This is a genomic window from Shewanella goraebulensis (assembly GCF_030252245.1).
Classification (GTDB): Bacteria; Pseudomonadota; Gammaproteobacteria; order Enterobacterales; family Shewanellaceae; genus Shewanella; species Shewanella goraebulensis.
Genome location: NZ_CP126972.1, coordinates 3,126,529 through 3,150,926, shown reverse-complemented (window position 1 = coordinate 3,150,926; position 24,398 = coordinate 3,126,529). Strand labels below are relative to the sequence as shown.

The following is a 24,398-nucleotide window of genomic DNA, read 5'->3' as shown; positions in this document are numbered from 1 at the left end:
ACTTTCTTTGAATGACTTTATCTGGATTAACGCTCAGAGCATCATCTGTGATGCTCGTAATGACTTAGCACCAATATAACGCCAAATAACATATTTAACATATAATAATACAAATTAATTATGACTCAAATCACAACATTTTTACTCATTCAACAAACACAGCTCAAATGTGCATGTCTCTAAGTTAAAACTTATATTTCGTTCACTTTCTTTTAATTGGCTTCAAGCTAATTTACTAATCTATAACAGTATTTTTTGTTAAAAGAGTGAGTGTTATTGAGATTTAATATAAAAATGACAAACATTGATTTCCGGTGATGTAGGTAGCTAGCATGACTTAAACCCCATAATTAGCATTAATTAGGGATTGATTTGCTATTGATCAAAGATTGAGTCTCCATTGATTAAAGATTAGATAGAGACTGAGTAGAGAACTATTAGACAAGGTGAAAAATTCATTAGAGATATTGACAGGGTAGAGTGTTCATTCTACTATTGCGGGTAGAATGAATACTCTACTAGGTGAGCTTGATGGAAATGGATCCAAACACGACTGATTGTCCACTACCTTTAAAAGTCCAAATTGCTGCAAGTTTAGAGAAGGCCTTTAGCCAGTATGGGTTTGCAGAGCCCAGTGTGGCGCAGTTAAAAACGGCATGTAATGTGAGCTTGCGTACCCTTTATAAACATTACCCTTCTAAAGAGGCGATGATTGTCGCAGCGCTTGAATACCGTCATCAAAGATACCTTTCTTTTTTGGCTGATGATTCTTTAACGAATGGAACGAAGTCAGTTCTACATATTTTCACTCAGTTAGAAAAATGGATGCAGCAATTTGCCCCGAACGGGTGCATGTCAATGAATGCGATAACTGCTTTTCCTGATAATCAGGATGTCATTAATGTCGTTGCAGGCCATAAAGAAGAGGTGCGTCAGCGCTTAGCACAAGTGAGTTGCCGGCCTGATCTCGCATCTGCGTTATTTCTACTACATGAAGGCGCTTCAGCCACTTGGCCATTACAAGGACAAGAATCAATCCTTTCTGCCAAACAAATCATATCTATCATTATGGAGTCACCAGTATGCCGTCCTTAGAAGCACCAAGCCTAAACCAAGCAATCCCAGCAACAATGACAGGGGTTCAATTAATTGGTCATGGTGGACCTGAAATGTTGCAGTTAAACCAACATATTGCAGTGCCGACACTAACAGATAATGAAGTGCTAATTCGAGTACTCGCTGCTGGCGTAAATAATACCGATATCAATACCCGCACGGGGTGGTATTCCAAATCTGAAGTTAAAAGCGGTGATGCTGAAAGTGATGACACTAGTTGGTCGGGAAATACATTTGTTTTTCCCCGTATCCAAGGCGCGGATGTATGCGGCGTTATCGTCGCGGTTGGTAATAAAGTTAGCCAGAATCGAATTGGCGAGCGGGTATTGATCGAGCCGTGCCTTAGGGAACATAATGGCCAGCAGCTTACTTCGCCTTGGTATTTCGGCTCCGAATGCGATGGCGGCTTTGCTCAATACACCAAAGTAGCCTCTCAGTATGCCTGTGCAATTAATAGCTCGCTAACAGATGCTGAGCTTGCTTCATTTCCGTGTTCATACTCTACCGCAGAGAACATGCTTACTCGTGCGAATGTTGGCTCAACAGATACTGTATTAATAACTGGGGCTTCAGGCGGTGTGGGCTCTGCAGCAATTCAGCTAGTAAAAGCGCGTGGGGCAAAAGTCATTGCAATCACTAGTCCAAGTAAAAATGAGCATTTACTTAGCTTAGGCGCCGATAAAGTCTTAGCTAGAGATGTTGATTTAGTGGAAGTGTTAGGTAATAACAGTGTCAACGTAGTGATAGATTTAGTGGCAGGTAAGCAATGGCCGCAGTTACTCGAGGTACTTAAACCAGGGGGCCGTTATGCGGTTTCAGGGGCCATTGGTGGTGCGTTAGTCGAGCTTGATGTAAGAACCTTATATTTAAAAGACCTGAGCTTCTTTGGTTGTACAGTATTAGCACCGCAGGTATTTCAAAACTTAGTTACTTGCATTGAAAGTGGCAAAATTAAGCCTTTGGTCGCAAAAACTTTTGCCCTAGAAGATATCGCAACAGCTCAAGATATTTTTCAGCAAAAACAGTTTGTCGGTAAAATAGTACTCACGCTGGTTTAGCTTAAAGATTTTAGGCAAGGTGTTGATGTTTAACGTTCTCAGCATTGATTTTATTACTGATAAGTATCGCAGCTTGCTTCCCCCAGTGTTGATAAATACTTTCACTGGGGTGAAATCCATCTTTGGCCATCGTCGCGCTAGCGAGTGACTGGCGCATGTCTAATTGCTCACACGGTAAAGCACAGCTTTTAATCCATTGAGTTAATGCATGATTAAATTCATTAGATCTCGCGCCAAGAAACCATCTGAATGGTTGTGGTAAAGCAGGAAAGGCTGACATAGGCGGTACGCTGGTGATGATTATTTGTTGGCAAGCCAATGATGTAAAAAGTAACTCGCACAATTGCTGTTGCTGACTAATCCAAGTCTTAGCCGAAATAGGGCTTAAAACATCATTCACACCTAATGAAATAACCACCACATCGGCAGAAATTTGATGGGGTTGAGTTAGAATATAATTGAATTTGTTGAGACAGTTTTGGGTGCTATAACCACTCTTTGCGATTAATTGCCATTTGAGTTTGTAATCACCTAGAGCCGAGGATTGTGTTGTTTGACACATCATTGAGGACAAGGAAGTGACTAATTGGCCTGATAGCGCCTGTTGCTGAGTTTCTACCCCAACACCTGCAGCCGCTGAATCGCCAACAATCAATAAAGATAATGTCGTTGAATTTGCATCCGAACCATCATTAGCTTCAGAATTGAAAGATGAGTTTTCAGTGTCGTTTAGTTTTACGACGCCTTCCCGAAGTCCATTGGGTTCAGGCAGCTTAAGTGTGGTTTTTTTGACCCAAATAGCTTGAAGTAAATATACAGGCCATAACAAAAATAAGCTTAAGTAATGCAATGTCGGTCATCCTTTCCGTTAATCATTAGTCGTCAGTTATAACTTAAATATCTAACCACTTCACCCATTTTTCTTTTGAATTGATTAACTTATTTAAAAAATATCAGTTAAGTAACCAGCTGATATTTAATTTCGAATAACTGTTCAACTCCGGGGTAAACCTCCTGAATGAGTGACTTAAGAAATGAAAGCTCCATGTTCTCTTGTTCAGCATGCTCCTCAGTTAATTGATGAAAAGCCACTTTAGTCACCGCTAATACCTTAATGTTGCAAAACCAACGGTCATCTTCAAAAGTCGACACTGACAAGGTTTCACCGACTTTGAAGTGAGATTCTGATTCATCTCGTAAAGTAATGGTTTTAGCCCCAGATAAAATGTCTTTTTCAAAGCGACCAAAAAAACTTATAGGTGTTAATTCACTCATTGAGTAACCTTCTATTACTTATCAAATATTACTTATCAAATAAAACTAATTACATAATACCAACCAAATATCGTCCTATTATTTTGCGCTAGTTTGAACTGAAATGACAATGGGTTGATTGATTCTACTTAACTCTGACTTTGCAGTCTTAACTTGTTGGGAGTGATCCCTTATGATGTGCGCAATTTTAATCGAATAAATATTTAGGAAGGTCATTTGCACACTTTGGCGCAATTAAAATCAGGCGAATTAAATAGTCAGAAATTACAACGTATCCAAATTGCTGAACAATTAGTTGAATTCCCGCATGAAGTGTTAGCGTTTGCAGACACCTTAGAGGTGCTGGATTTATCCAATAATCGTTTAAGCCAATTACCAGATGAGTTTGCACAATTAACTGAGTTGAAAATTTTATTTCTGTCATTCAATTGCTTTACTGAACTTCCTGCAGTGATTGCCAAGTGTCCTAAACTTGAAATGATTGGCTTTAAAGCGAACCAAATTACCACAGTTGCAGAAAACAGTTTGCCAGTTGATACCCGTTGGCTAATTTTAACCGATAACCAAATATCCAAGTTACCTGACTCAATAGGAGATTTGCACCGATTAAAAAAATGCGCGCTTGCGGGTAACAAAATTACTGCTTTGCCAAATAGCATGGCGAACTGTACTGAGCTCGAGTTACTGCGCATTTCAGCCAATGAATTAACCCAAGTACCAGATTGGTTATTATCTTTACCTAAGTTGGCTTGGTTGGCATTTAGTGGTAATCCAGTGACTGATAATCACGTTAGTCATGACTCGTTTCGTCAAGCGAACATGGCTGATTTTGAACTTGGTGACCAACTAGGTCAAGGCGCATCAGGGGTAATTTATCAAGCTCACTGGAATAAGGCGTTTGAGTCACAAGCAGGTATCAGCAATATCGTTGCGCTGAAGATGTTTAGAGGCGCAGTGACTTCTGATGGTTACCCTAAAGATGAATTACATTGCTGCTTAAGTGCAGGCCATCACCCAAACTTAATTAAAGTACTGGCGCAGATTTCAGAACCAGATCATTTAGGTTTGGTGATGGAGCTTATTCCACCGCGATTTTATAACTTAGGTTTGCCACCTTCACTTGTCACCTGCACCAGAGATACCTTTGCAGATGATATGGACATTTCTATGGCGCATTTAGTCAAAGTGATGTTGAGCATGGCAGGGGCTTTATCGCACCTTCATCAACATAAAGTGAGTCATGGAGATATTTACGCCCACAACACCATGATTGATGCGCAAGCTAATATGCTGTTTGGTGACTTTGGCGCAGCGACTGATTTAAGTAAATTATCCCCACAGCAAGCTAATTTTATGCAATGGATTGAAGTTAGAGCGTTTGGCAATATGCTGGATGACTTATTGCAGCAACAAATTGCATTGGGTAATAAAGCCAACACGACTGAATTCACCGTGCTTTCAGAACTATCTCAGCAATGTTTACAGCATCAATCTGATTTACGACCGAGTTTTGATGAAATTTGTCAGCAGTTAAGCAAGTTAAGCTAGAATTTAACTTCTGAGAACAGAAGAGCCAGAAAGATAGAACAAACTAGAGTTTAATATTTCAGCTGCTACATAATGGTATATAAAAAATCAAAAGGTAAGTTAGTAGAATGAGCCAAGCGGAATTAAATCTTCTGATTGAACAGGTAAAGCAATGTGAGTTGTGTAAGCCTGAATTAGCGCACGGGGTTAAGCCTGTTGTGCAGCTTCATTCAACTGCCAAAATTTTAATAGCAGGACAAGCGCCTGGTCTTGCGGTACATCAGTCTGGTGTCCCCTTTGACGATGCCAGTGGCGAACGTTTAAGAGAGTGGTTAGGGATTGATAAGGCAGTGTTTTACGATCCTAAGCAAGTGGCTATTCTGCCAATGGGCTTTTGTTATCCGGGAAAGGGTAAAAGCGGTGACTTACCTCCGCTTAAACAATGCGCCAAAACGTGGCGTGCGTTATTGCTCGCCGAGCTTGATCAAATACAGCTCACCATTGTTATTGGCAAGTATGCTCAAGACTATCATTTAGACACTGCTAAGCAGTCTTTAACTGAAACCGTTAAAAATTGGTCAGACTATCCTCGTTCAATAATGCCTTTACCACACCCCAGCCCAAGAAATAATATTTGGTTAGCGAAAAATCCATGGTTTGCTCAGCAATTATTACCTGAGCTTAAATGTCGAGTTAACGACGCATTAAAGGATTAGTTTTAAAGGCTTGGCGTTAAATGGTGCTTTAATGCCGTGTTTTCGTGCTATTTGCTTGTAAAATGGGCATTCGAACAATAAGTTTCATTTTTTTATTGATTCAATCTGAAAAATCAGTAAAGTATGCACCACATCAGCGGTGGCAACCGATTGCTTCGTTGAATATCAAATTTTGTAACGCGTTACGACGAGTTACCAGAGTTTGCCCGAGTGGTGGAATCGGTAGACACAAGGGATTTAAAATCCCTCGCTTAATAGGCGTGCCAGTTCAAGTCTGGCCTCGGGTACCATCATTTACATACGTAAGTATGGTGCGAAAAAGCCTCAACGAAAGTTGGGGCTTTTTTGTGTCTGAAATTTGTTGAAATGATTCAAAGAATAAAAGCAAAACCCCTCGTCGTTTTAAAGTAGGGCGTGCTAGTTCAAGTCTGGCCTCGGGTACCATCATAAAAAAGCCTCGACATTAGTCGGGGCTTTTTTATGTCTAAAAATTGAGTAATTGTAGAAAGATAAAATCCCTCGTCGTTTTAAAGTAGGGCGTGCCAGTTCAAGTCTGGCCTCGGGTACCATCATTCTTTACTTTAAAGAGCTATACGTAAGTATGGTGCGAAAAAGCCTCAACGAAAGTTGGGGCTTTTTTGTACCTGTAATTTGAGTTATTGAGTTAAAATCAAAATCCCTCGTCGTTTTAAAATAGGGCGTGCTAGTTCAAGTCTGGCATCGGGTACCATCATTCTTTACTTTAAAGAGCTATACGTAAGTATGATGCGAAAAAGCCTCAACGAAAGTTGGGGCTTTTTTGTGTCTGAAATTTATAGAAATGATTCAGAATAAAATCAAAATCCCTCGTCGTTTTAAAATAGGGCGTGCTAGTTCAAGTCTGGCATCGGGTACCATCATTCTTTACTTTAAAGAGCTATACGTAGGTATGATGCGAAAAAGCCTCAACGAAAGTTGGGGCTTTTTTGTGTCTGAAATTTATAGAAATGATTCAGAATAAAAGCAAAATCCCTTGTCGCTTTAAAGTAGGACGTGCCAGTTCTAGTCCGACAAGGAGCAATCAAGTTCAATTTAAGCTGAGTAAAAACAGGACATAAAAAAACAGAGCAAATAATTGCTCTGTTTATTATCTTGAAGACTTAATTACTCTTCGTTACTGGCAATAAAGTTATTGATTGCTGTGAGTATCAAATCTTTTTTCATTTGAGTTGGGGTGACTTCTTGATCAAACCAAAAGCTCATTGGTTGGTCGAATCCAATACCGTGCATGTAGTTGTAAATTGCTTTACGAAGTCCTTCGCCTAGCATGGGATGATCTGTGCCGGTTGGGTCAGTAAAGTCGACATCATTTTCTGCGAATAAAATATCTGGTCGTTCAGCTAAGGTAATACCAAATTGTTCAGGGTTCATACCAATCGGGCTGTGAACCGTGGCAACAAAACGGTGCCAGTAAGCTGACTGGAAACAACCTTGCTCCATCATTTGACGTACCATTTCAAGGGAATCAATGGTTTCTTGCTCAGTTTGAGTGGGGAAGCCATACATCAAGTAAGCATGAACCAAAATACCAGCGTCACTGAATGCTTTAGTCACATGAGCTACACGCTCAACGCTGACGCCTTTTTTCATCAGTTTTAATAAACGGTCGGATGCGACTTCAAGGCCACCGCTGACAGCGATACAGCCTGAATCTGCGAGTAACTGGCAGCGTGCTTGGCTAAAGGTTCTTTCAAAACGGATGTTACCCCACCAACTAATCACTACATTACGTTCAATTAATCGTTTAGCTAATGAAAATAACACTTTTGGCGGTAAGGCTTCATCGACAAAATGAAAACCTGTTTCACCAGTTTCTTCTATGATCTGTTCGATTCTATCGACCAATACATCGGCGCCTGCAGCATCGTATCGGTCAATATAATCTAGGCTGACATCGCAAAAGCTACATTTACGCCAATAACAACCATGGGCAATGGTGAGCTTGTTCCAGCGGCCATCACTCCAAATTCGGTGCATTGGGTTAAGCATTTCGCATAACGACAGGTAATCACCTAACGGCAGCCCATCGTATATTGGTGCGCCCACATCAGTTTGTGGAATATCGTGAAGCTCGGTATTTTCATTAAAGTGAACATAAGGTTGGCCACTTTCATCTTCTGCGAGAAAATAAGTACGCACTAAATCATCAATTTCACGCTCACCTTGGAAGTATTCCAGCAAGGTGATTAAAGGTCGCTCGCCGTCATCTAGACAGATAAAATCAATAAACTCAAATACGCGGGGATCTTTCAGCGCACGTAGTTCTGTATTAATAAAACCGCCACCGATAACGATAGGGATTTCTGGGTTGATACTTTTGCAGGTTTGCGCAATACGCAAAGCGCCGAGCATATTGCCTGGAAAAGGAACGGTGAGTGCAATCACACTCGGCTGAGTTTCTTCAAGGTAATGCTCGACTAATTGCTCCAAGATTTCAGAGCTAAAACTTGGCTCGCCCATTAAGGTATCGTAGAGGTTATCAAAGCTTGGGTTGGCTGCGGCAAGTTGCTCACCATAACGACTTACTTCGAAGTATGGGTCAACCCCTTGAGTAATTACGCTCGATAAATCATTGATAAACAGCGTGGCTAAATATTTGGCTTTATCTTGTACGCCTAGGTTACCAAAGGCTGCTTGCAGTACATCACCTGATACCGCTTCCATTTGTGCAATGGCATCAAATGCAGGGCCTTCAGGTAAAAAACGACGCGAGTTAATCCGCATGGCAAGGCTTGGGTCTTTGCCTTGTAAGAACCGAATCGCAGTTTCGACGGTTAAGTGGTAACGGTCAAATTCAGCAAGAAAATTAAAAATGACATCAGGGAGCTCGTCATCTTCAAAGTGTTGGTAGTTCTCTTCTACATGCTGACGAATAATCTCAAGTGCTGGCGCTGTCATCATTTCTAAAAACAATTCAATTGCAGGATCGCGTTGCACCGCCTCATAGCCTCTAGAGCGTAAAAAGCCAGTTAAATACGCTGTAGCCGGATAAGGCGTATTTAACTGAGTCATCGGTGGTGTCATTAGAAGAACGGTCATAACCTGCCTTTAAATAGGTAAACTTCAGCACTTGCAGCAAAACAAAGTGGCAATATCACAACTGAAAAATACAGCTGTTAAAAATAAAAAAGGATTCTAACAAAAGCAGTGGATAAAAACCCGTAAATTAGCTTTTCAGCATTATTAGATGAGGTGGTTTCTGGAGTCCGTGTTTATAACTGGCATTTGTCACCTGCATTTGTCATCTGCTTTTGTCATATAGCCATTTGAGTAGCATTTAGTGATTCTATATCTGTTATATTCTTGGGGGACTTTAACTTTCCAGTTCATTTTATTTTATCTATAAATCATTAATGCTTTGAAGCTTACTAGCCATTTGGAGAAATCAAAGTCCTGTTGCATAGTTAATATCAGTTTTAGTCATATGGATTTCACACTGGATTTCCAAACTTCGTTTGGATTTACGTCGCGGCGCTTCGCCCACACCAGACCAAGAGGGTATCAACAGCAATACCCTCTTGGAACACCCCGCTGCACCTAATAAATTTTCTGAAAAGCGGGAAATTTCAACGGTGATCTAGCCAACTTTTAACTCCTTTTGTATTCCGCTTCGTCCATTTTTTAAAATCGCTAACGCTTCCGATGGGGCGTCCCTTCCCCTCGAAAGCTAGCCAGGATCTTAAGTGCAGGATGCACTAAATGCCTTAAAGCACATGGATGTGCGAGAAAGGCCATGTCAGGGCTCACACAATTTTCTTGATGTTCTCAAGCCTACTGGATACACAAATGAAGCTAAATCGAAGAAGTAATAATCCCAGTGTAGATACAGCAGCGAGCTACCCAAACAAGGCGAAGTTTCACAGTGTGAAACGCTCTGAGCGAGATAAATGGATGCCGAACTGGCCGTTTAACATGGATGTTATTTGTTTTGGCAGAGCTTACATGGATGCTTACTTTTAAATCAAGAGCCAGCGTCTCGCTGTAGTATCTGCATATAAGGTCGCTCTTTCACATCCATTTGTTCGCGACATACCGTTCATCCTGAACATTCCAGCGGCAGGCAATGGGTTAGATTGAAGTAGTGATTTTCTTTAACAAACCCAATATAAATGAACTGAAGAGTTAGTGGTCATAACACGTTTATGCCCCAAAGTGAGTTAGGTACGTTTTGAAATTGTGACCCATTTTCTATTGACCGACACATTGAAATGTTGGACTTTCATTTCTCGTTGAGATGAAAGAGATAAAAATGGAAAATATTTAGCAAAGCATATTTTCCATTTTATGTAGAAGGATGCTTATTCTACTTTTACTCAGTACTCTCACCTTCTTCAGCATCAATTTCATTAATGCTTTTAATACTATCTTGAATTTGTAAATCTGTACTCTCAACCGCGGACTTAACATTACTTTTAAATTGCTCTGCGTGGCCTTGAATTGTCTCGTTAGTTTTACTCATTGCCGATACAACATCGCCTTGAATTTCAATGATGTTGCCTTGAATAGTTTTTTCTGTATTTTCTACTACAGATTCAATGTTGGTATGTACATTCTCGATTTGGGTCTGAATGCTTTTTAAAGAGTCATCCTCTAATGCGTTATAAATATCACTACTATAAGTAACGAGTGCATATATAGTCAGACCGATAAGCCCAGATAAACATACAGCTAAGGATGCTAAAGTCTTAATTATCATCTTCTTATCCATAATTTTTTATTCGTTTAGCTAGCATTTATTGATTGATTAATAACGAGTCAGCATCAATCGAAATCTGTTTCCATTCTTTATCTACTTCACCAACGATGGTAATTATTGTTTCTGGGGTCACTGTTTGGCCCTGAAATAAATGATTGTCAATTTCAACTTGAATCTCACCTGTTTCATCTTTAAATAGGTAATTTTCATCTCCTTGCGTCGAAACAATATGGCCTGTAATTGAAACCAAGGTTTCGTCTTGTGCATCTTGAACTTGTAAAACTGTTAATTGGGGTGCAGAACTAGGGCCTTTAAATCCACCTTGTTGAATAGGTGTAATGGCTGCAAAGCTAATGCTAGAAAACATAACAAGTGGTAATACACATAATTTCTTAAACATAATTTTTCCTCACAAAATAAGTCGCTCAATAATGGCAGGTTGTTAACTTACTTATTACGACCAAGTAAATTAATATGTGGGCATTATGCAGGTAAAGGTGTGAAGAGAACGTGAAGGTATTTTTTATATTCAAATTAAGTTTAAAATAATTCAGCAGAGTAGATTTACTCAATTTAAGGAAGGTTAAATGTTTGAAGAACAGGATACTAACAATAAAATATTAGCTAATATTTTATTGTAGGAACAACTTAAAATTGTACAAAGGCTATAAACTCTTCTCCCGTATCTTTACTAGTAAATATCCATCCCATTCGTTCGCACACGCGCTCAACAATCACCAAACCACAACCATAGCCTGCTTGATAAGTTTCGTTTCCTTGATGACGATTCGTGATGGTCAATTGTCGCTGTTGTAGGCTGACTTGAATATCTGCAACGCTGTAACTAAATGCATTTTTAATGAGGTTATTAATCACAATAGAAACAAAGGAAGGTGGACACTTTATTGTGGCTGGTTGATGTAGATGTAAGGAGTAATCTAATCCTTGTTTTAAAAATAAAACCTGCAATTCATCGAGCTGTTTTCTAACAGCATCTTCAAGCTGAACCTCTTTAAAGTGTGCTTCTTCAATTGATTCCTTACCTAATAATAAAAAGGCTTCAGATAATATCTCCATGTCTTCGCAGGCCTGTTGTACGCGTTTAATTGCTTTTTGTGCAACTGGTAGTTGGTTGGGGATTTTTGCTAATAATTCAGTAGAGCCTTTGATCACCATGATTGGTGTGCGTAACTCATGAGATGAAAAGCGACTAAACTCGGTTTCGCGTTGGAAAAAGCCTTCAATATCCTTTTTATTATTAATAAAGGTTTGTTCTATATGGCGTGTTTCACGATATTTTGTTTGTAGTTTAGACATTTGTTGGTTAGGTTTCATTAGCGTGATCTTTTGCTCTATGGCGAGTAATGGCGAAGATATTAAACGCATAAAATAGAAACTATAAATCACCACGCCCAATCCAATAAATAAACCGAGGAATATAATATAGGTATGCAGACTTTCTTCATATATATCTAAAAAATCATCGGCATCTTTTTTAAAGACAATATACATCAACCCCTTACCTGAAGGGTGGTTTGCGATAATAAAGTGTTTGTCCTCTGAGCCTAATAAGTGCTCATTAAAACCAATCTGCTGGAATGGAGCTAACCAATCAGGTACTTCACGTTCTGTCCAATAAGTATCAAATTCAGCGGTGTTGGGCAACTTTGTAGCTAAACCATAAATGGCATATTCTTTCTCGTAACGATCTAATTCAGTATCTAGCCAATGATGCAAACTAATCACTTCAAGTTTGCTTTCAGCAAGATAAACAGTTGAGCCGAAAAAACAAAAAATAACCAACAATGAGATGCTTAAATGGCGTCTTATGTGGCGATAAATGCTCGGATATTGTTTGTTATTCTGATTTAAGTCGGAAGCCTTGCCCATGAATAGTCTCTAGTCGGGATTCATTTTGCCCTTCAGCAAGTTTAGTGCGCAAGCTATATACATGACTTCGCAGTGCATCACTAGAAGGACTTTCATCTCCCCATATTGCTTGTATGACTTCTTGTCTACTCGCAATATTGGGAGCTTTTTTAAGTAACACTTTAAGAATGGTTAATTGAATTGGACTCACTTTAATCATTTTACCAGCGCAATTCACTTCTCCACTTTTAACATCAACACTGATATCCGCAAAGCTTAATTGGCCAATGTTTTGACGTACACCGCGATGGGAAAGAGCATGTAAACGTAAACTCAATTCTTCTAATGCAAAGGGCTTTACTAAATAGTCATCACCTCCAGCTTTGAAAGAAGCTATTTTATCTTCAAGCTGATCCTTAGCGGTTAAGAACAAAATAGGTGTATCACAAAATAACTCTTCTCTTAACTTTTTGACCGCAGTAATGCCATCCATTTTGGGCATCATAATGTCCATGATAATGGCGTCATAGTGATTATCTTGCACTAATTGTAAGGCTGCTTCCCCATGATAAGCAAAATCAATGGTCATGCCTTCAAGTTCAAGATAATCAGCAATTGTTTCTGCGACACTATGGGTATCATCCACAATTAATATATGCATTTAGCACCTTCGTAATACGAACTATAAAGTTGAATGATAAATAGTTACCTTACGAAAGAAGCTTGCCTGAATCAATCTATTAAAAATTAATTGTTAATACATCTACATCCACTGAACTATCGCTCCAATCATTATCGACTTCACCAACAATTGTCACTAACATTTCAGGCGTTACAGTCTGGTTTTTAAATACATGGTTATCAATTTCAACTAGGATACGTCCAGTTTTATCTTCAAACCAGTAATCTTCTCCACCATTTGAAAGTACAATATGACCAGTTAAAGAAACAGTCGTATCATCTTTTACTTCTAATGCTTGTTTAACTGACAATTCAACATCTGTATTTGGTCCTGAAAATCCACCTTGTTGTGCAGGTTCATAATTAGCAAAACTAAGGCTAGAAAATACAATAAGAGGTAATACGATTAATTTTTTAAACATGGTTTTTCCTTAATAAATAAAGTGCGTAGTATAAAAATTTATATTAAGTAACAGAGTTTTTAAGTCTCGTGCTGCTCAATGTGTAGCTACTATATCGATTAAGGTGTGAAGAGAGTGTGAAGGAAAATCTGATATTTGTATGCTGATTTAAATAGCTTAAATTAAAGGAACATAATATGTGGGGTCGTGTAAACTTTAATTTATTACCGTACTTCCTATAATCTCATAACTCATTTTTAACCCTTTTGTACTAACTCACTTCTGTCCAAAAACAATTTAGACAGGCCTTATCCGGCCTAATTAAAACCCTTAATCATCCCTAATAAAAAGCCTCTGCTCGAATTATTCTAGCAGAGGCTTTGTCGTTTTAGCTTTTACTTTATTGAGCGAATAATAACTTAAACATTGATGTGCTTTTTAAATGCTGGGGCAGGTTTAAAGCTCGGTTGATTGAATCCTGGGATTTCGATGCTTTCACCTGTATGAGGATTACGACCATTTTTTGCTAAATGGTAACGAAGCTCGAAGGTGCCAAATTGGGGTAAATACACTTTCTCGCCTTCGGTTAAGGCTTTATGAAGCTGAATGAGGATCTGTTCTAATTGAGGCTTGGCTTGAGATTGTGTTATGCCAATGTCAGATGCCATAGTTTGTACGAGTTGCTTCTTATTCATAAAATTACTGCGATAAATAGTTAAATTTTTTTGCGGGCAACGTTTATAGCAGTTCTGCCACAGCATTCCTAGTTTCTTAAGGCCAATTAATCGCTTACTAATGGCTTGTTGGTTTGGTTGGTCTAAATTCATCCGCCTTTCGTAGTAACTTGTTAGCTGATATCACTTTCTGTAACACAAGGTTGATATTTTTTTGCCATACTGAGTAAATGAATTCGAAGTAGGAGGGAATGGATGAGAGCATTGTGTTGTTTGCGTATTTATGTTCGTACTGGTTTTGCTTTTACTTTCTTATTGTCAATTCTATTGAGCTTGCCGATTAAAGCAGCTTCACAAAACCATGCGACCTACAAGACATTGGTTCAACATGTCTTACTGATTTCGTTGGTGGATCCGTCTGTTAAGTGGCAGGATTTTTTATCCATTTTACAAGGGGCAAGTGAAGCTGAAAAGCTCGAGTATATTGATACTATCCAAGTTGATATTGCCGAATTTTGGCATCAACGCCAAGTTGCACTGCCATATGACAGTTTAGATGTTAGCGCCTCTTCAAAACGCAAAACCTTTGCTCTTGAACCCAATGTGGAAGATTATTTAAGTGTGTTAAACCACATCAGAAGGCTCATGTGGCTTAACGAACGCCATGACTGGGCAAGTATTCAACCTGGTGGGCTATTACGCCCCGGTGATAGCCATAAAACCGTTAGTGCTATTTCGCAACGTTTATGGCTACTGGGTGATTTGTCTTCTCGTTCTGAAACTCAGTTCGTTTTTGATGACACTATTGCTGATGCTGTTGCGCGCTTTCAAGCTCGTCATGGTTTAAAGGCTGATGCTGTTATTGGTCCTAAAACCTTATATTGGCTTAATCAAACTCCAAAAGAGCGTGCTGAATTACTGGCAGATAACTTTGTACAAAAGACTAGCTATAAAGCAGATTTAGGTGAGCAATATTTATTAGTGAATATTCCTGCATTTGAAATGGTATTAGTCAGTGATAATCAAGTGGCACTGACCTCTAGAGTGATTGTTGGGCGTTCTTATCGACGAACCCCAGTGATGAAAGGCCAAATTTCTAATATTGTGATTAATCCAACTTGGACTGTACCCAAAAAACTGATGCGTCGTGACATATTGCCAAAAGTGGCCGAAAACGGCAGTTATATCAGTGATAGGCAGTTTGATGTATATGATGTTAGCGGCACTAAAGTCAGTAAAACCCCACAAGAGTGGCAAGATATTGTCAACGCTGGGCCGTTTCCTTATCGTTTAGTTCAGCGACCTGGTGAGATTAATGCGTTAGGGCGTTATAAGTTTCACTTTAAAAACGACTTAAACATTTATTTACATGATACCCCTGATAAAGGTTTATTTGCTGAGGATGACAGGGCGCTTTCATCGGGTTGTGTGCGTATTGAAAAAGTCCAAGAGTTAGCAGAATGGTTTGCAACCAATGTAGTGATTGACAAGCGGACTTGGCAGCGAATGCAAACAGAAGGTGGCAACACTCAATGGTTCTCACTTTCACAAACCGTACCGATTCATTTTGTTTATTGGAATGCGTGGGTCGATGCTACTAATTTAGCTCAATACCGTAACGATATTTATCATTTGAACAACATGGGGCAAACAATTGTGGCGAATAATTCATCTACCTCGTTACAGGGCGTTGCTCGATAAGTGATTGACCTGATTAAAACTTACCAAGATGTACAAAATTTAAGCTGACTTTATCGGCTTGAACCCTTGCTATTGCCTTGCTTTCCGTTTAACTTCCCTTTCGGTTGTGTAAAAAACACACAGATTTTATAATTAGAAAGTGGTGAGTTAATGTCTTTAGTTTGTCCTGCCCGTAGGCAAGTATTGTTAGGTTTAAGTGGTGTTGCTGTCGCTTCAGTGTTTTCAACCCCCGTTCAAGCAAGTCGTTCAACCCAAGGCGTTAGAGAGTTGAGTTTTTATAATCGTCACACTGGCGAGCGCGAACAAGGACAGTTCTGGGCAGAAGGTGAGTACAATCAAGATACATTATCGTTATTCAGTGAAGTGCTACGAGATCACCGCCGGAATCAAGCAGCCCCTATGGATAAACGCTTATATGAGTTTGTGTATAATTTACAACAAGCGATTGGTAACAACGACGAAGTACACGTGATTTCTGGTTACCGCTCGCCACATACCAATAATATGTTGGCTGCGAAAAGTAACGGTGTTGCCAAGAAAAGTTATCATATGAAAGGTATGGCGATGGATCTCGCTATTCCTGGCGTCGAGCTTAAAACCTTGCGTGATGCTGCGCGTTCATTACAGCTTGGTGGTGTTGGCTATTATCCCCGTTCTGGTTTTATTCATGTGGATTGTGGCCCTGTAAGAAGTTGGTAAAGTTTCATTTTTGTCATTAATCTTCATGATGCTAAAAACCGTGCACAGTATGTATTATCTTCAGCACTGTTAAGCTATGGGGTTAATTATGCAGAGCTATCGATAAGTTGGTGAGATACTAACTGAGTTATTGGTATGAAATAGCTGCTAATTGCTTGTTGAGGTGCATAAGCTGTGTTAAAATCCGCGCGCTTTGTTTAAACGAGTTCGATTGAATTGTTTTAATACGCTTTTTATAGAATTTTATTATTAATAAACAAGCACGAGTTGTTATTGGTCGAAAATAACAACATCAATTTATTTTTTTATTAAGTGAGAAACACATGTCTTACACTATTCAAGCTGAAATCCGTACTGAAATCGGGAAAGGTTCGAGCCGCCGCCTACGTCATGCGAATTTAGTTCCTGCTGTAATCTACGGTCCAGGTAAAGAGCCTATCTCAATCAAAATGGCTCAAAAAGATATCGTAAACATTCAATTGAATGACGATTTCTACAACACAGATTTAACTCTAGTTATCGATGGTAAAGAAGTTAAAGTACGTGTTCAAGCTATGCAACGCCACGCGTTCAAAACTTTAGTTGAACATATTGACTTCAAATTTGCTTAATCGTTAATTTGAATGAAAAAAGCGCCATTAGGCGCTTTTTTTATGTCTGAAATACGGTATATATTCCATAGACAGTTAGCTAAAACCTGCTTAGAAGCTTAAGTTAATAAGCATCTGTAGTCATAGTGTTAGAGATAAGCATAATCAGGACAATTATCGTTTAAAAAGCTAATCTACATTGAAACTGTAATAGATATCTAATGATTGGTTTAACGTTCCTGATACAGTTTCTAGATACAGCTGCGATAAAATGTAGTAGCGAACCGTCATTTCATAGCCTGGGTTAAATACCCCAATACCGTATTTGACCATTAAGTCTTCACCAATGTAACCACTAATCGCGACACGGCCTTCATCGTTGGCATCGAGCTGCACGTTAGAAAAGCCAAATTTTTCGATTAACCCCGTTGCTGTCGAGCCAATGTTATTCATGGCTCCGCCACCAAATTGCGACCCTAAGGTTAGGGCTGCGCCCATCATTAATGCACTGTTTTGTTCATTGCTGCCATTGCTAAAACCAGCCCCAGTGACGATGTATGACAATATTTCTGCTTGCTCTTTTGCAGGGGTTGAAAATAAGGTCACAATAGGGCGCATAGCGGTACCAGTAACTCTTACACCTGCGGTAATATCTTCTTCTTTAATTTCTCTTATGGCTTCGATATTTAAATTAGGGATTTCGGTTGGCCCTGAAAACTGAACTTCACCTGTACTAATCGTTAGTGTTTGCCCCATGAACTTGTAGGTGCCGCGACTCACTCTGATATCACCGAACAATAATGGCGGTTTAAATGCTTGTTGTTGTAGCAGAAGTGTTCCGTTGAGTTTGCCGCTAAGTCCCATCCCGTCAACGGTAACTTCAGGGCCAACATTAATGTTCAAATCTGACACGATGGCATAAGGGCTCACACGTTGTTCTTGTTCAGAGATAGAGTCATTAAATACCACATCAGATGAGACGGCAACGCCACCTTCTGCAAGTTGAACAATGGTTATTTCACCAGCGGGTATGTCGACATTTCCCTTGACCGCCAATTGATCTTTATTGAAGGTAAGATTGATATCAGGAGAAGCATGTAAAATTGCAATCGGTGGCTGGATTAACGCGAGTTTGTCACCTTTGATGTCAATATCACCACTGAAGTCACCTTGTGGCCATGATAACGTGCCATTGATTTGCGCTAACCCTTCACCCATAGATAAGTTGCCATCTATTAACCCTTTTTGACCTTTTAGCGCCATAGTGAGATTAATGTTATCTACTAAGGTAGGATTACTGGTTGTGGCAATTGCAGCTTGTGATAATGAAATACTGCCTTGAGCCATTGGGTTATTAAGGTTGCCTACTAGATCCAAATTTGCAGTAAAGTCACCTTTAAGGGTTTCAAGTTTTGGAAAAAAGCCTTGGAAATGATTAAGGTTTAAGGTGTCTATGCTGATATTGCCGGATAAATTGCGACTTGGATCGCTGCTGACACTAATTTGACTGTGTATCTTGGCAATTTGTTCTGCTTTAACAATAAGATTAGTGTCTAGCTTTTCTTCATCTAATAAGATGTTCAATTTGACGACATCGTAATTGAGTTTAATAAAATCATTACTGGTTCGTTTTAACTCAATCTCTCCTTCGGCCATGTTGACTTCAGCATTGGCTCGAAGGTTTTCAGTTTCTGACCAGCTAGCTGACGCTATAACATCTGTATCGCCAGCCCAAGATAGTCGAGTGGGTAACATTGGCTTTAATAAAAGTCCTGGTATCCCATGTGCTATAAGATTGATATCACCTGATTGACCGAAGCTTGCAGTTGTTTCGATACACACTTGATTGTTGGGGTGGGTAATACAAAATGGCTTGACGCTTCCTTGAGTCTTTTTCTGATCCCAAATGATGTCTACAACTCGGTCTGTAGTCCAAGTTCCTAAGAAATTAGTGACTGATAATGCGTTAATTTGGGCATCAAAGATTTGAGTTTGTTCGTCAAATTTATTGTCAACAATGGTATGAATGGCAAATTCGCCAGCGGTATTAAGCTCAAGGTGTTGTTGATTTAAATTACCTGAAGCATTGATGGAAATTTCTGATAAATCAATATTTTGCCAGTTAAACTTGTCGTTAGTGACATCAAGTTTAAACTGATGATTATTCAGTGGTAGATAATTTGCTGTTAGGTTAAGGAGCTCAACTTCCATATCGGCATATTCAAAATCACTGACCTTAGCGGTAATGTCTACAATGGGTTGTTGCTCATTACCCGTCACATCGATTTTTGCATAAATACCTCCCGTTGAACTTGGCAACCATTGACTAAGATCGGGTACGGTAAGTTCAGCATCAACATCCCAAAATTTACTGGCTTGTCCATTTACTATGAGCTCCGCGCCTAGTGCGGTTGCATGTAAATTATCAGCATTGACGGCAAGTTGTTCATTGAATTCTATATTGCCACTGACTGTTAATGGAAACTCATTTAACGTGCCTTTAAGATCTGCATCGGCGATTTGTATGTTCCAAGTCTCATCGCCAACACTACCTTTAGTTGACAACTGACCGCTTACGTTACTGTCGAGTTCAGTAAGTTCATACAAATAACTGATCTTTTCTAATTGTAATGTTTCAGTTAGTAGCTCTGCTTGCCAGTTCACACCATCAGTGAAATCCAGTACTCCATTACCCTTAATGTCACCAGCTTCGGATTTTATATCAATGTGCGAAACGGTTAGCTTGTCTTGCTCAAAACTAACATTGGCGTCGGCATCAAGTTTTGGATGAAACGGACTCTGTAGTTGCGCGCTAAAAATCGCAGATTGACTGTTTATATCACCTTTACTGGTGAACTTGTCCACTTTGGCTAAGTATTCAGGTTTATCAAAAGGCCATTTCAGATCTGCTTGCGCGACTTCTAATTGATAATTCATTTCAGGCTTGCTGAGTGCGACAATAGCTTCAAAGTCGATAGTCATATCACCAGTTGCCGATACTTTTACTGCTAAATCATCAAAGCCATTCTCGGCCTGTATTGCAATTTCTTGCTTGGATAAACTCGGTAATTCAGCCACATTATTGAGCTTGAATTGTGCATCGATGGTCATTGGATAGTCATCGTTTAAGCTAATATCACCAACGAGTGTGGCATCACCGTACTCGTGTGTGACTGCCAGTTGTTGCACATCAATGAAGTACTCTACATAACTGCCTTCTAATGCAATATGCGCAAATTTGTCTTCGCGTGAACCTAATCGCATTACACTATCGTTCGAAATCAGTTCATCAACATAAATAGGGAAGGTCATATAGACCGCGGGCAGATTAGCCATCGCCCAGTCATCTATCTCAGAAGGCGTTTCAGGAATTATGTTATCTTCACCTTTATTTTTATCTTTATCGATATTCGTACTAGGCGTTTGATCATCATCGCCATCCCCGAGCGGAATATCGACGAGCAATCCATCACTGTGAAGATAACTCACGCGCAGGCCACTTTTGTTCCACAAGGCTTTGCCTTGCAGACGTTCAGCGTTATAACGCATATCGTTGACACTGACTTTTACGTTATTTAAATCCAGTTCGTTAAGGCCTATTATCACAGGTAATATCAGTGGTGACGGTTCCTCATTTTCTACATCTAGCTCAGCGGTTTCCGCGTTAACTTGGGCTAAATCATCTATAAGATCATCATTTATATCATCACTGCTAGCATTTTCATCAATAGGAACGTCATCAAACTCATCGGTGGCTACACGCACTTTTACATCGGTCGCTAGTAGACTATCGACACATATTTGTTTATTGAATAAACATGTTGGCACCCATGAAAGAGACAAGTTTTCTACTTCTACCGCTACGCCGTTCATTGACCAACTGGCGTAATCAAACTCTAAATGCTTATTAATAATCCCTGAACGCAGCTTGAGCTCAAGGTTGGGGACAAATTGATTGGCAAAGAAGACACTAATTTGTGCGCCAATTGGGGTACCAATTAATACTGCAACAACGATGAGTATCAGTAATGGAATATAGATGAATATTCGTGTTGAAAGCTTAAATGTACTCCAGCAGCGTTTTAATAGAGTTTTTGGCGGCTTAGCCGCTGGAATATGACCATTAGCTGAATGAGGCTTATGGTCTTGTGCGGATGTTTGAGGGGATGATTGTTCAGTCATTACAATTCCGTCCCCATGGTTATATGAATTCGCCATGAGCGATCAACTGTTTCTGTCTCTTTAAGGCCGACACCTAAATCAAGCTTGATTGGTCCAATAGGTGAAATCCAGTGAATACCGCCACCGACTGAAACAACGGGTTCAAATTGTTCGGTATCAAATGCATTACCAGCATCGACAAAACTTGCAACTCGCCAAGTATCAGTAAGGTAATATTGATACTCTAAACTACCTACAACAAGATAGCGGCCACCCACAACCTGACGTGATGTGCCGCCTTCAGAGTTCTCATACTCAATATAAGGGCCTAGCTCTTGGTAACTATAACCGCGTATAGACTGATCGCCACCGGCAAAGTAACGCAGTGAAGGTGATATTTGGTCAATTTGATCACTGTCGGCGATATTGGCACCTAAATCCAGACGGGCAACAAAGCGATGACGATCAAAGAAAGTATCAATCCACTTAAATTTGGCTTCTAATTTTGCCAGTCGAATTTCTGAACCTAAATTGGGATCACCGTACTCAACACTATAAACCTGCCTAAAGCCTGACTTGGGGTCAAGAGTGTTGTCACCACGGGTGGTTTTACCAATGCCGAAGCCTGCTAAAATATATTGCGGGTCGTAGTCTGTATCCGATTGATTATAAAACTCTTGGTTGAACTCTAGTGAGTAACCAAATAACCAGCCACTGTCTAAGCGCATTTGCCTGATAATGCCTATCAAACGCTTTTCAGATTCAAGCTCGCCAGTGTAGTCATAACTCTTGTTTTCTTCATTATAGTCTTGAGTCACACCGTATTTGTCACGTAAAAGGCCAACTTTAAATTTCAATTGGTCGTCTAATGGATGCGTCAAAGGGATCGTGTATGTAGTTAAGAATTTAGGCCTATCTGGTGACCACTCCATGGTCGTTTCTTGAGTATGGCCGAAACGGTTAATTTCTGGCATACGCCATGTTAGTCGGATACGTGGCTCAATGTTATTCTCAACATTATTGCCAATGTCAGCACCTAAACCCACCTCAAAGGAGTGAGTAGGGCGTGGAGCTAAATCTACTTTGATAGGCACTTGGCTATCTGAGATATTGTCAATTAGCGGTAATACTTTGATGCTGCTGAAATAGCCTGTATCGATTAAGTTTCTGTTAAGGCGGTTTAATCGACTGGTGGAGTACTTGGCATTTGGATCAAAAGGAATCAATTTTTCTAATAAATCGTCATTGACAGTTTGGCCTGAAAATACCACATCACCAATGAGGTAACGTTTTCCTGATTGGAAGTCGATATGAATTTTTGCAGTATTGAAATCTCGATTGATTTCTATTTCAGAGCGAGCAAAAGTCGCGTCAAAATAACCTCTTGCTAGTGCGAGAGTCACCAATTGCGACTTTAAGTCAGAATAGACTCCATGGTTTAACGTATCGCCTGGTTTAACTGTCAATTGATTTAGCCAGCGATTAAAGCTGTCGTCATTGAGCATTTCATCACTGAACTTGATATCAATCCATTGAATGATGGTGGGTGCGCCTTCATCGATATCGATAGTAAGCTTCCATGGCCCCTTTTCTGATTCAGTGACATCGATGTCTACTTTTGCATGATAATGTCCCATGGATTCTAACGCTGCAGTGACGCTATCTTCAACGGTAAATAGGAATGCGCGGCGCTGCACCGCAGAATTTGGGCTTTCGCCTAAGTGGGCTAAAATATTCTTGGTTAATCGTTCAGAAGTACCCGTTAATTCGATTTTAAGCCAATCATCTTTTGCCCAAGCGAAATTCGATGCCAACGAAACGAGGGCAACGCACACTACAAGGCAATATTTAAACGATTTGGATAACAATGAATGAATGCTTATCAACGGCTAATTACTTATAACCTATTGTCGCCAGAATAGTGCTAACAGGCAAGGTTATGATTGAAATTACCGCCCGAAATGGTTACAAAGATACAAACCGATCAAGGACTTGCTTAAAATGAAAACAATATCGCTCGCTTTTGCTGTTTCACTGACACTTTTTTCAGGTTTATCTTTTGCTAATAGTGACAAACCTTTTGCTATCGCCATTCATGGTGGCGCCGGAACCATTAAAAAATCCAGTTTCACTCCAGAGCAAGAACAAGCCTATCGCGCAAAACTAAAAGAAGCTGTTGATGCAGGTTATCTGGTGTTAGAAAAAGGTGGCTCAAGCCTTAAAGCCGTCACAACAGCTATTAATGTACTAGAAGATTCTCCGTACTTTAATGCGGGTAAAGGTGCGGTATACACTCATAATGAACAGCATGAAATGGATGCATCTATTATGGATGGTAATACCATGAACGCAGGTGCGGTTGCTGGCGTTAAACACATTAAAAATCCGATTGATTTAGCACGCTTGGTGATGGATGAGTCTGTCCATGTCATGCTTTATGGAGAAGGGGCTGAAGAGTTTGCTTTAACTCAGGGGGTCCAATTGGTGGCTAACGAAACCTTTAATACCCAAAAACGTTATCAAGGTTTACAGCGTGCAAAAGCAAAAATGGCTGAAGCGAAAACCAGTGCAGATTACCAAGCTGCGCACCAACAGTTAGACACAGAATATAAAGTTGGTACCGTTGGCGCTGTCGCATTAGATAAACAAGGTAATATTAGTGCAGGTACCTCAACCGGCGGAATGACGAATAAACGCTATGGTCGTATTGGCGATGCGCCCGTTATTGGTGCTGGAACTTATGCTGAGAATGGAGTGTGCGCAGTGTCAGCGACTGGACATGGTGAATATTTTATTCGCTACCAAGTCGCAGGTGATATTTGCGCGAAGGTGAAATACCAAAGTAAGTCGATTATTCAGGCGGCCGATGAAGTGATTAACCAAAGATTGATTACCGCTGGCGGTACAGGTGGCGTGATAGCAATTGATCATCGCGGCAATATTGCGACCCCTTTTAATACAGAAGGGATGTACCGCGCAACGCGTAAGAGTGGGGAAGAAGCACAAGTGATGATTTGGCGTGATAAGTAAGCCTTAACTTTCCTTGTTATTGTTATCAATCACGATTGAGATTTAAAAAAGCATCAAGTTTTCATTTGGTGCTTTTTTAGTTCAGCATAGGTTGAGTTTGAGGCCGTAGCTTATTTGTGCCCATTCCTTGCTTACTATTTTGAAAACTCTACGTCTTGGTACTTA

The 24,398-nt window shown here is 39.9% G+C and carries 20 protein-coding genes and 1 tRNA gene; 10 read left to right on the top strand and 11 right to left on the bottom strand.

Translation table 11 applies throughout. The features are described 5' to 3' along the window. Positions 1 to 531: 531 nt before the first annotated feature. Both QPX86_RS13255 and QPX86_RS13250 read left to right on the top strand, forming a co-directional pair. Positions 532 to 1,095 (top strand): TetR/AcrR family transcriptional regulator, encoded by a 564-nt coding sequence (locus QPX86_RS13255; protein ID WP_285162972.1) that lies wholly within the window; start codon positions 532 to 534, stop codon positions 1,093 to 1,095. Continuing rightward, positions 1,083 to 2,174 carry an alcohol dehydrogenase family protein gene (locus QPX86_RS13250; RefSeq protein ID WP_285162971.1) on the top strand — a complete coding sequence of 364 codons (1,092 nt, stop codon included), beginning with the start codon at positions 1,083 to 1,085 and terminating at the stop codon, positions 2,172 to 2,174. Before QPX86_RS13255 ends, QPX86_RS13250 begins: the two co-directional genes overlap by 13 nt. Before the next feature lie 10 nt (positions 2,175 to 2,184). On the opposite strand, the gene QPX86_RS13245 is transcribed toward QPX86_RS13250, so the two are convergent. Both QPX86_RS13245 and yqfB read right to left on the bottom strand, forming a co-directional pair. Beyond that, the gene (locus QPX86_RS13245; protein WP_285162970.1) at positions 2,185 to 3,024 is read right to left on the bottom strand and encodes an SGNH/GDSL hydrolase family protein; all 840 of its coding nucleotides are present in this window, start codon (positions 3,022 to 3,024) and stop codon (positions 2,185 to 2,187) included. Between the two features lie 107 nt (positions 3,025 to 3,131). Beyond that, entirely contained in the window at positions 3,132 to 3,449 is a 318-nt protein-coding gene (gene yqfB, locus QPX86_RS13240) for a N(4)-acetylcytidine aminohydrolase (protein ID WP_220754889.1), read from the bottom strand. Between the two features lie 216 nt (positions 3,450 to 3,665). On the opposite strand from yqfB, the gene QPX86_RS13235 reads away from it, so the two are divergent. The 3 genes from QPX86_RS13235 to QPX86_RS13225 all read left to right on the top strand — a co-directional run bounded on the left by QPX86_RS13235 (position 3,666) and on the right by QPX86_RS13225 (position 5,982). Further along, the gene (locus tag QPX86_RS13235; protein WP_285162969.1) at positions 3,666 to 4,997 is read left to right on the top strand and encodes a leucine-rich repeat-containing protein kinase family protein; all 1,332 of its coding nucleotides are present in this window, start codon (positions 3,666 to 3,668) and stop codon (positions 4,995 to 4,997) included. A 107-nt stretch (positions 4,998 to 5,104) separates the two neighbouring features. Further along, the gene (locus QPX86_RS13230) at positions 5,105 to 5,692 is read left to right on the top strand and encodes a uracil-DNA glycosylase family protein (protein ID WP_285162968.1); all 588 of its coding nucleotides are present in this window, start codon (positions 5,105 to 5,107) and stop codon (positions 5,690 to 5,692) included. Positions 5,693 to 5,896: 204 nt separating this feature from the next. After that, a tRNA-Leu gene (locus tag QPX86_RS13225) sits at positions 5,897 to 5,982 on the top strand. An 853-nt stretch (positions 5,983 to 6,835) separates the two neighbouring features. Here QPX86_RS13225 and QPX86_RS13220 read toward each other — a convergent pair. Next, on the bottom strand, positions 6,836 to 8,770 hold the full coding sequence (locus QPX86_RS13220) for a B12-binding domain-containing radical SAM protein (RefSeq protein ID WP_285162967.1): 1,935 nt from the start codon (positions 8,768 to 8,770) through the stop codon (positions 6,836 to 6,838). Between the two features lie 747 nt (positions 8,771 to 9,517). On the opposite strand from QPX86_RS13220, the gene QPX86_RS13215 reads away from it, so the two are divergent. After that, entirely contained in the window at positions 9,518 to 9,691 is a 174-nt protein-coding gene (locus QPX86_RS13215; RefSeq protein WP_220754885.1) for a hypothetical protein, read from the top strand. Positions 9,692 to 10,040: 349 nt separating this feature from the next. On the opposite strand, the gene QPX86_RS13210 is transcribed toward QPX86_RS13215, so the two are convergent. The 6 genes from QPX86_RS13210 to QPX86_RS13185 all read right to left on the bottom strand — a co-directional run bounded on the left by QPX86_RS13210 (position 10,041) and on the right by QPX86_RS13185 (position 14,073). Beyond that, positions 10,041 to 10,427, bottom strand: a complete 387-nt coding sequence (locus tag QPX86_RS13210) for a hypothetical protein (protein WP_285162966.1) — start codon at positions 10,425 to 10,427, stop codon at positions 10,041 to 10,043. A 37-nt stretch (positions 10,428 to 10,464) separates the two neighbouring features. Then, positions 10,465 to 10,827, bottom strand: a complete 363-nt coding sequence (locus tag QPX86_RS13205) for a YgiW/YdeI family stress tolerance OB fold protein (RefSeq protein ID WP_080914597.1) — start codon at positions 10,825 to 10,827, stop codon at positions 10,465 to 10,467. 248 nt (positions 10,828 to 11,075) lie between these two features. Beyond that, positions 11,076 to 12,233, bottom strand: a complete 1,158-nt coding sequence (locus QPX86_RS13200; protein ID WP_285162965.1) for a sensor histidine kinase — start codon at positions 12,231 to 12,233, stop codon at positions 11,076 to 11,078. A gap of 52 nt (positions 12,234 to 12,285) precedes the next feature. After that, positions 12,286 to 12,957 carry a response regulator transcription factor gene (locus QPX86_RS13195; RefSeq protein WP_080914599.1) on the bottom strand — a complete coding sequence of 224 codons (672 nt, stop codon included), beginning with the start codon at positions 12,955 to 12,957 and terminating at the stop codon, positions 12,286 to 12,288. Positions 12,958 to 13,036: 79 nt separating this feature from the next. Further along, on the bottom strand, positions 13,037 to 13,399 hold the full coding sequence (locus tag QPX86_RS13190) for a YgiW/YdeI family stress tolerance OB fold protein (RefSeq protein WP_285162964.1): 363 nt from the start codon (positions 13,397 to 13,399) through the stop codon (positions 13,037 to 13,039). Positions 13,400 to 13,797: 398 nt separating this feature from the next. Then, positions 13,798 to 14,073: an HU family DNA-binding protein gene (locus QPX86_RS13185; protein WP_220755498.1), complete on the bottom strand. Its 276-nt coding sequence runs from the start codon at positions 14,071 to 14,073 to the stop codon at positions 13,798 to 13,800. 234 nt (positions 14,074 to 14,307) lie between these two features. Here QPX86_RS13185 and QPX86_RS13180 point away from each other — a divergent pair, with 234 nt between their 5' ends. The 3 genes from QPX86_RS13180 (at position 14,308) to rplY (ending at position 17,063) form a co-directional block, all read left to right on the top strand. After that, positions 14,308 to 15,753 (top strand): L,D-transpeptidase family protein, encoded by a 1,446-nt coding sequence (locus tag QPX86_RS13180; protein WP_285162963.1) that lies wholly within the window; start codon positions 14,308 to 14,310, stop codon positions 15,751 to 15,753. Positions 15,754 to 15,903: 150 nt separating this feature from the next. Then, positions 15,904 to 16,452 carry a DUF882 domain-containing protein gene (locus tag QPX86_RS13175; RefSeq protein WP_285162962.1) on the top strand — a complete coding sequence of 183 codons (549 nt, stop codon included), beginning with the start codon at positions 15,904 to 15,906 and terminating at the stop codon, positions 16,450 to 16,452. 323 nt (positions 16,453 to 16,775) lie between these two features. Next, positions 16,776 to 17,063, top strand: a complete 288-nt coding sequence (rplY, locus tag QPX86_RS13170; RefSeq protein ID WP_102527108.1) for a 50S ribosomal protein L25 — start codon at positions 16,776 to 16,778, stop codon at positions 17,061 to 17,063. 168 nt (positions 17,064 to 17,231) lie between these two features. Here rplY and tamB read toward each other — a convergent pair whose 3' ends face one another. Both tamB and QPX86_RS13160 read right to left on the bottom strand, forming a co-directional pair. After that, positions 17,232 to 21,224: an autotransporter assembly complex protein TamB gene (gene tamB, locus QPX86_RS13165; protein WP_285162961.1), complete on the bottom strand. Its 3,993-nt coding sequence runs from the start codon at positions 21,222 to 21,224 to the stop codon at positions 17,232 to 17,234. Beyond that, the gene (locus QPX86_RS13160) at positions 21,224 to 23,038 is read right to left on the bottom strand and encodes an autotransporter assembly complex protein TamA (protein WP_285162960.1); all 1,815 of its coding nucleotides are present in this window, start codon (positions 23,036 to 23,038) and stop codon (positions 21,224 to 21,226) included. The genes tamB and QPX86_RS13160 overlap by 1 nt, the downstream gene beginning before the upstream one ends. Positions 23,039 to 23,204: 166 nt before the next feature. Between QPX86_RS13160 and QPX86_RS13155 the strand changes: the two genes are divergently transcribed. Further along, entirely contained in the window at positions 23,205 to 24,233 is a 1,029-nt protein-coding gene (locus tag QPX86_RS13155) for an isoaspartyl peptidase/L-asparaginase family protein (RefSeq protein WP_285162959.1), read from the top strand. Positions 24,234 to 24,398 lie beyond the last annotated feature (165 nt).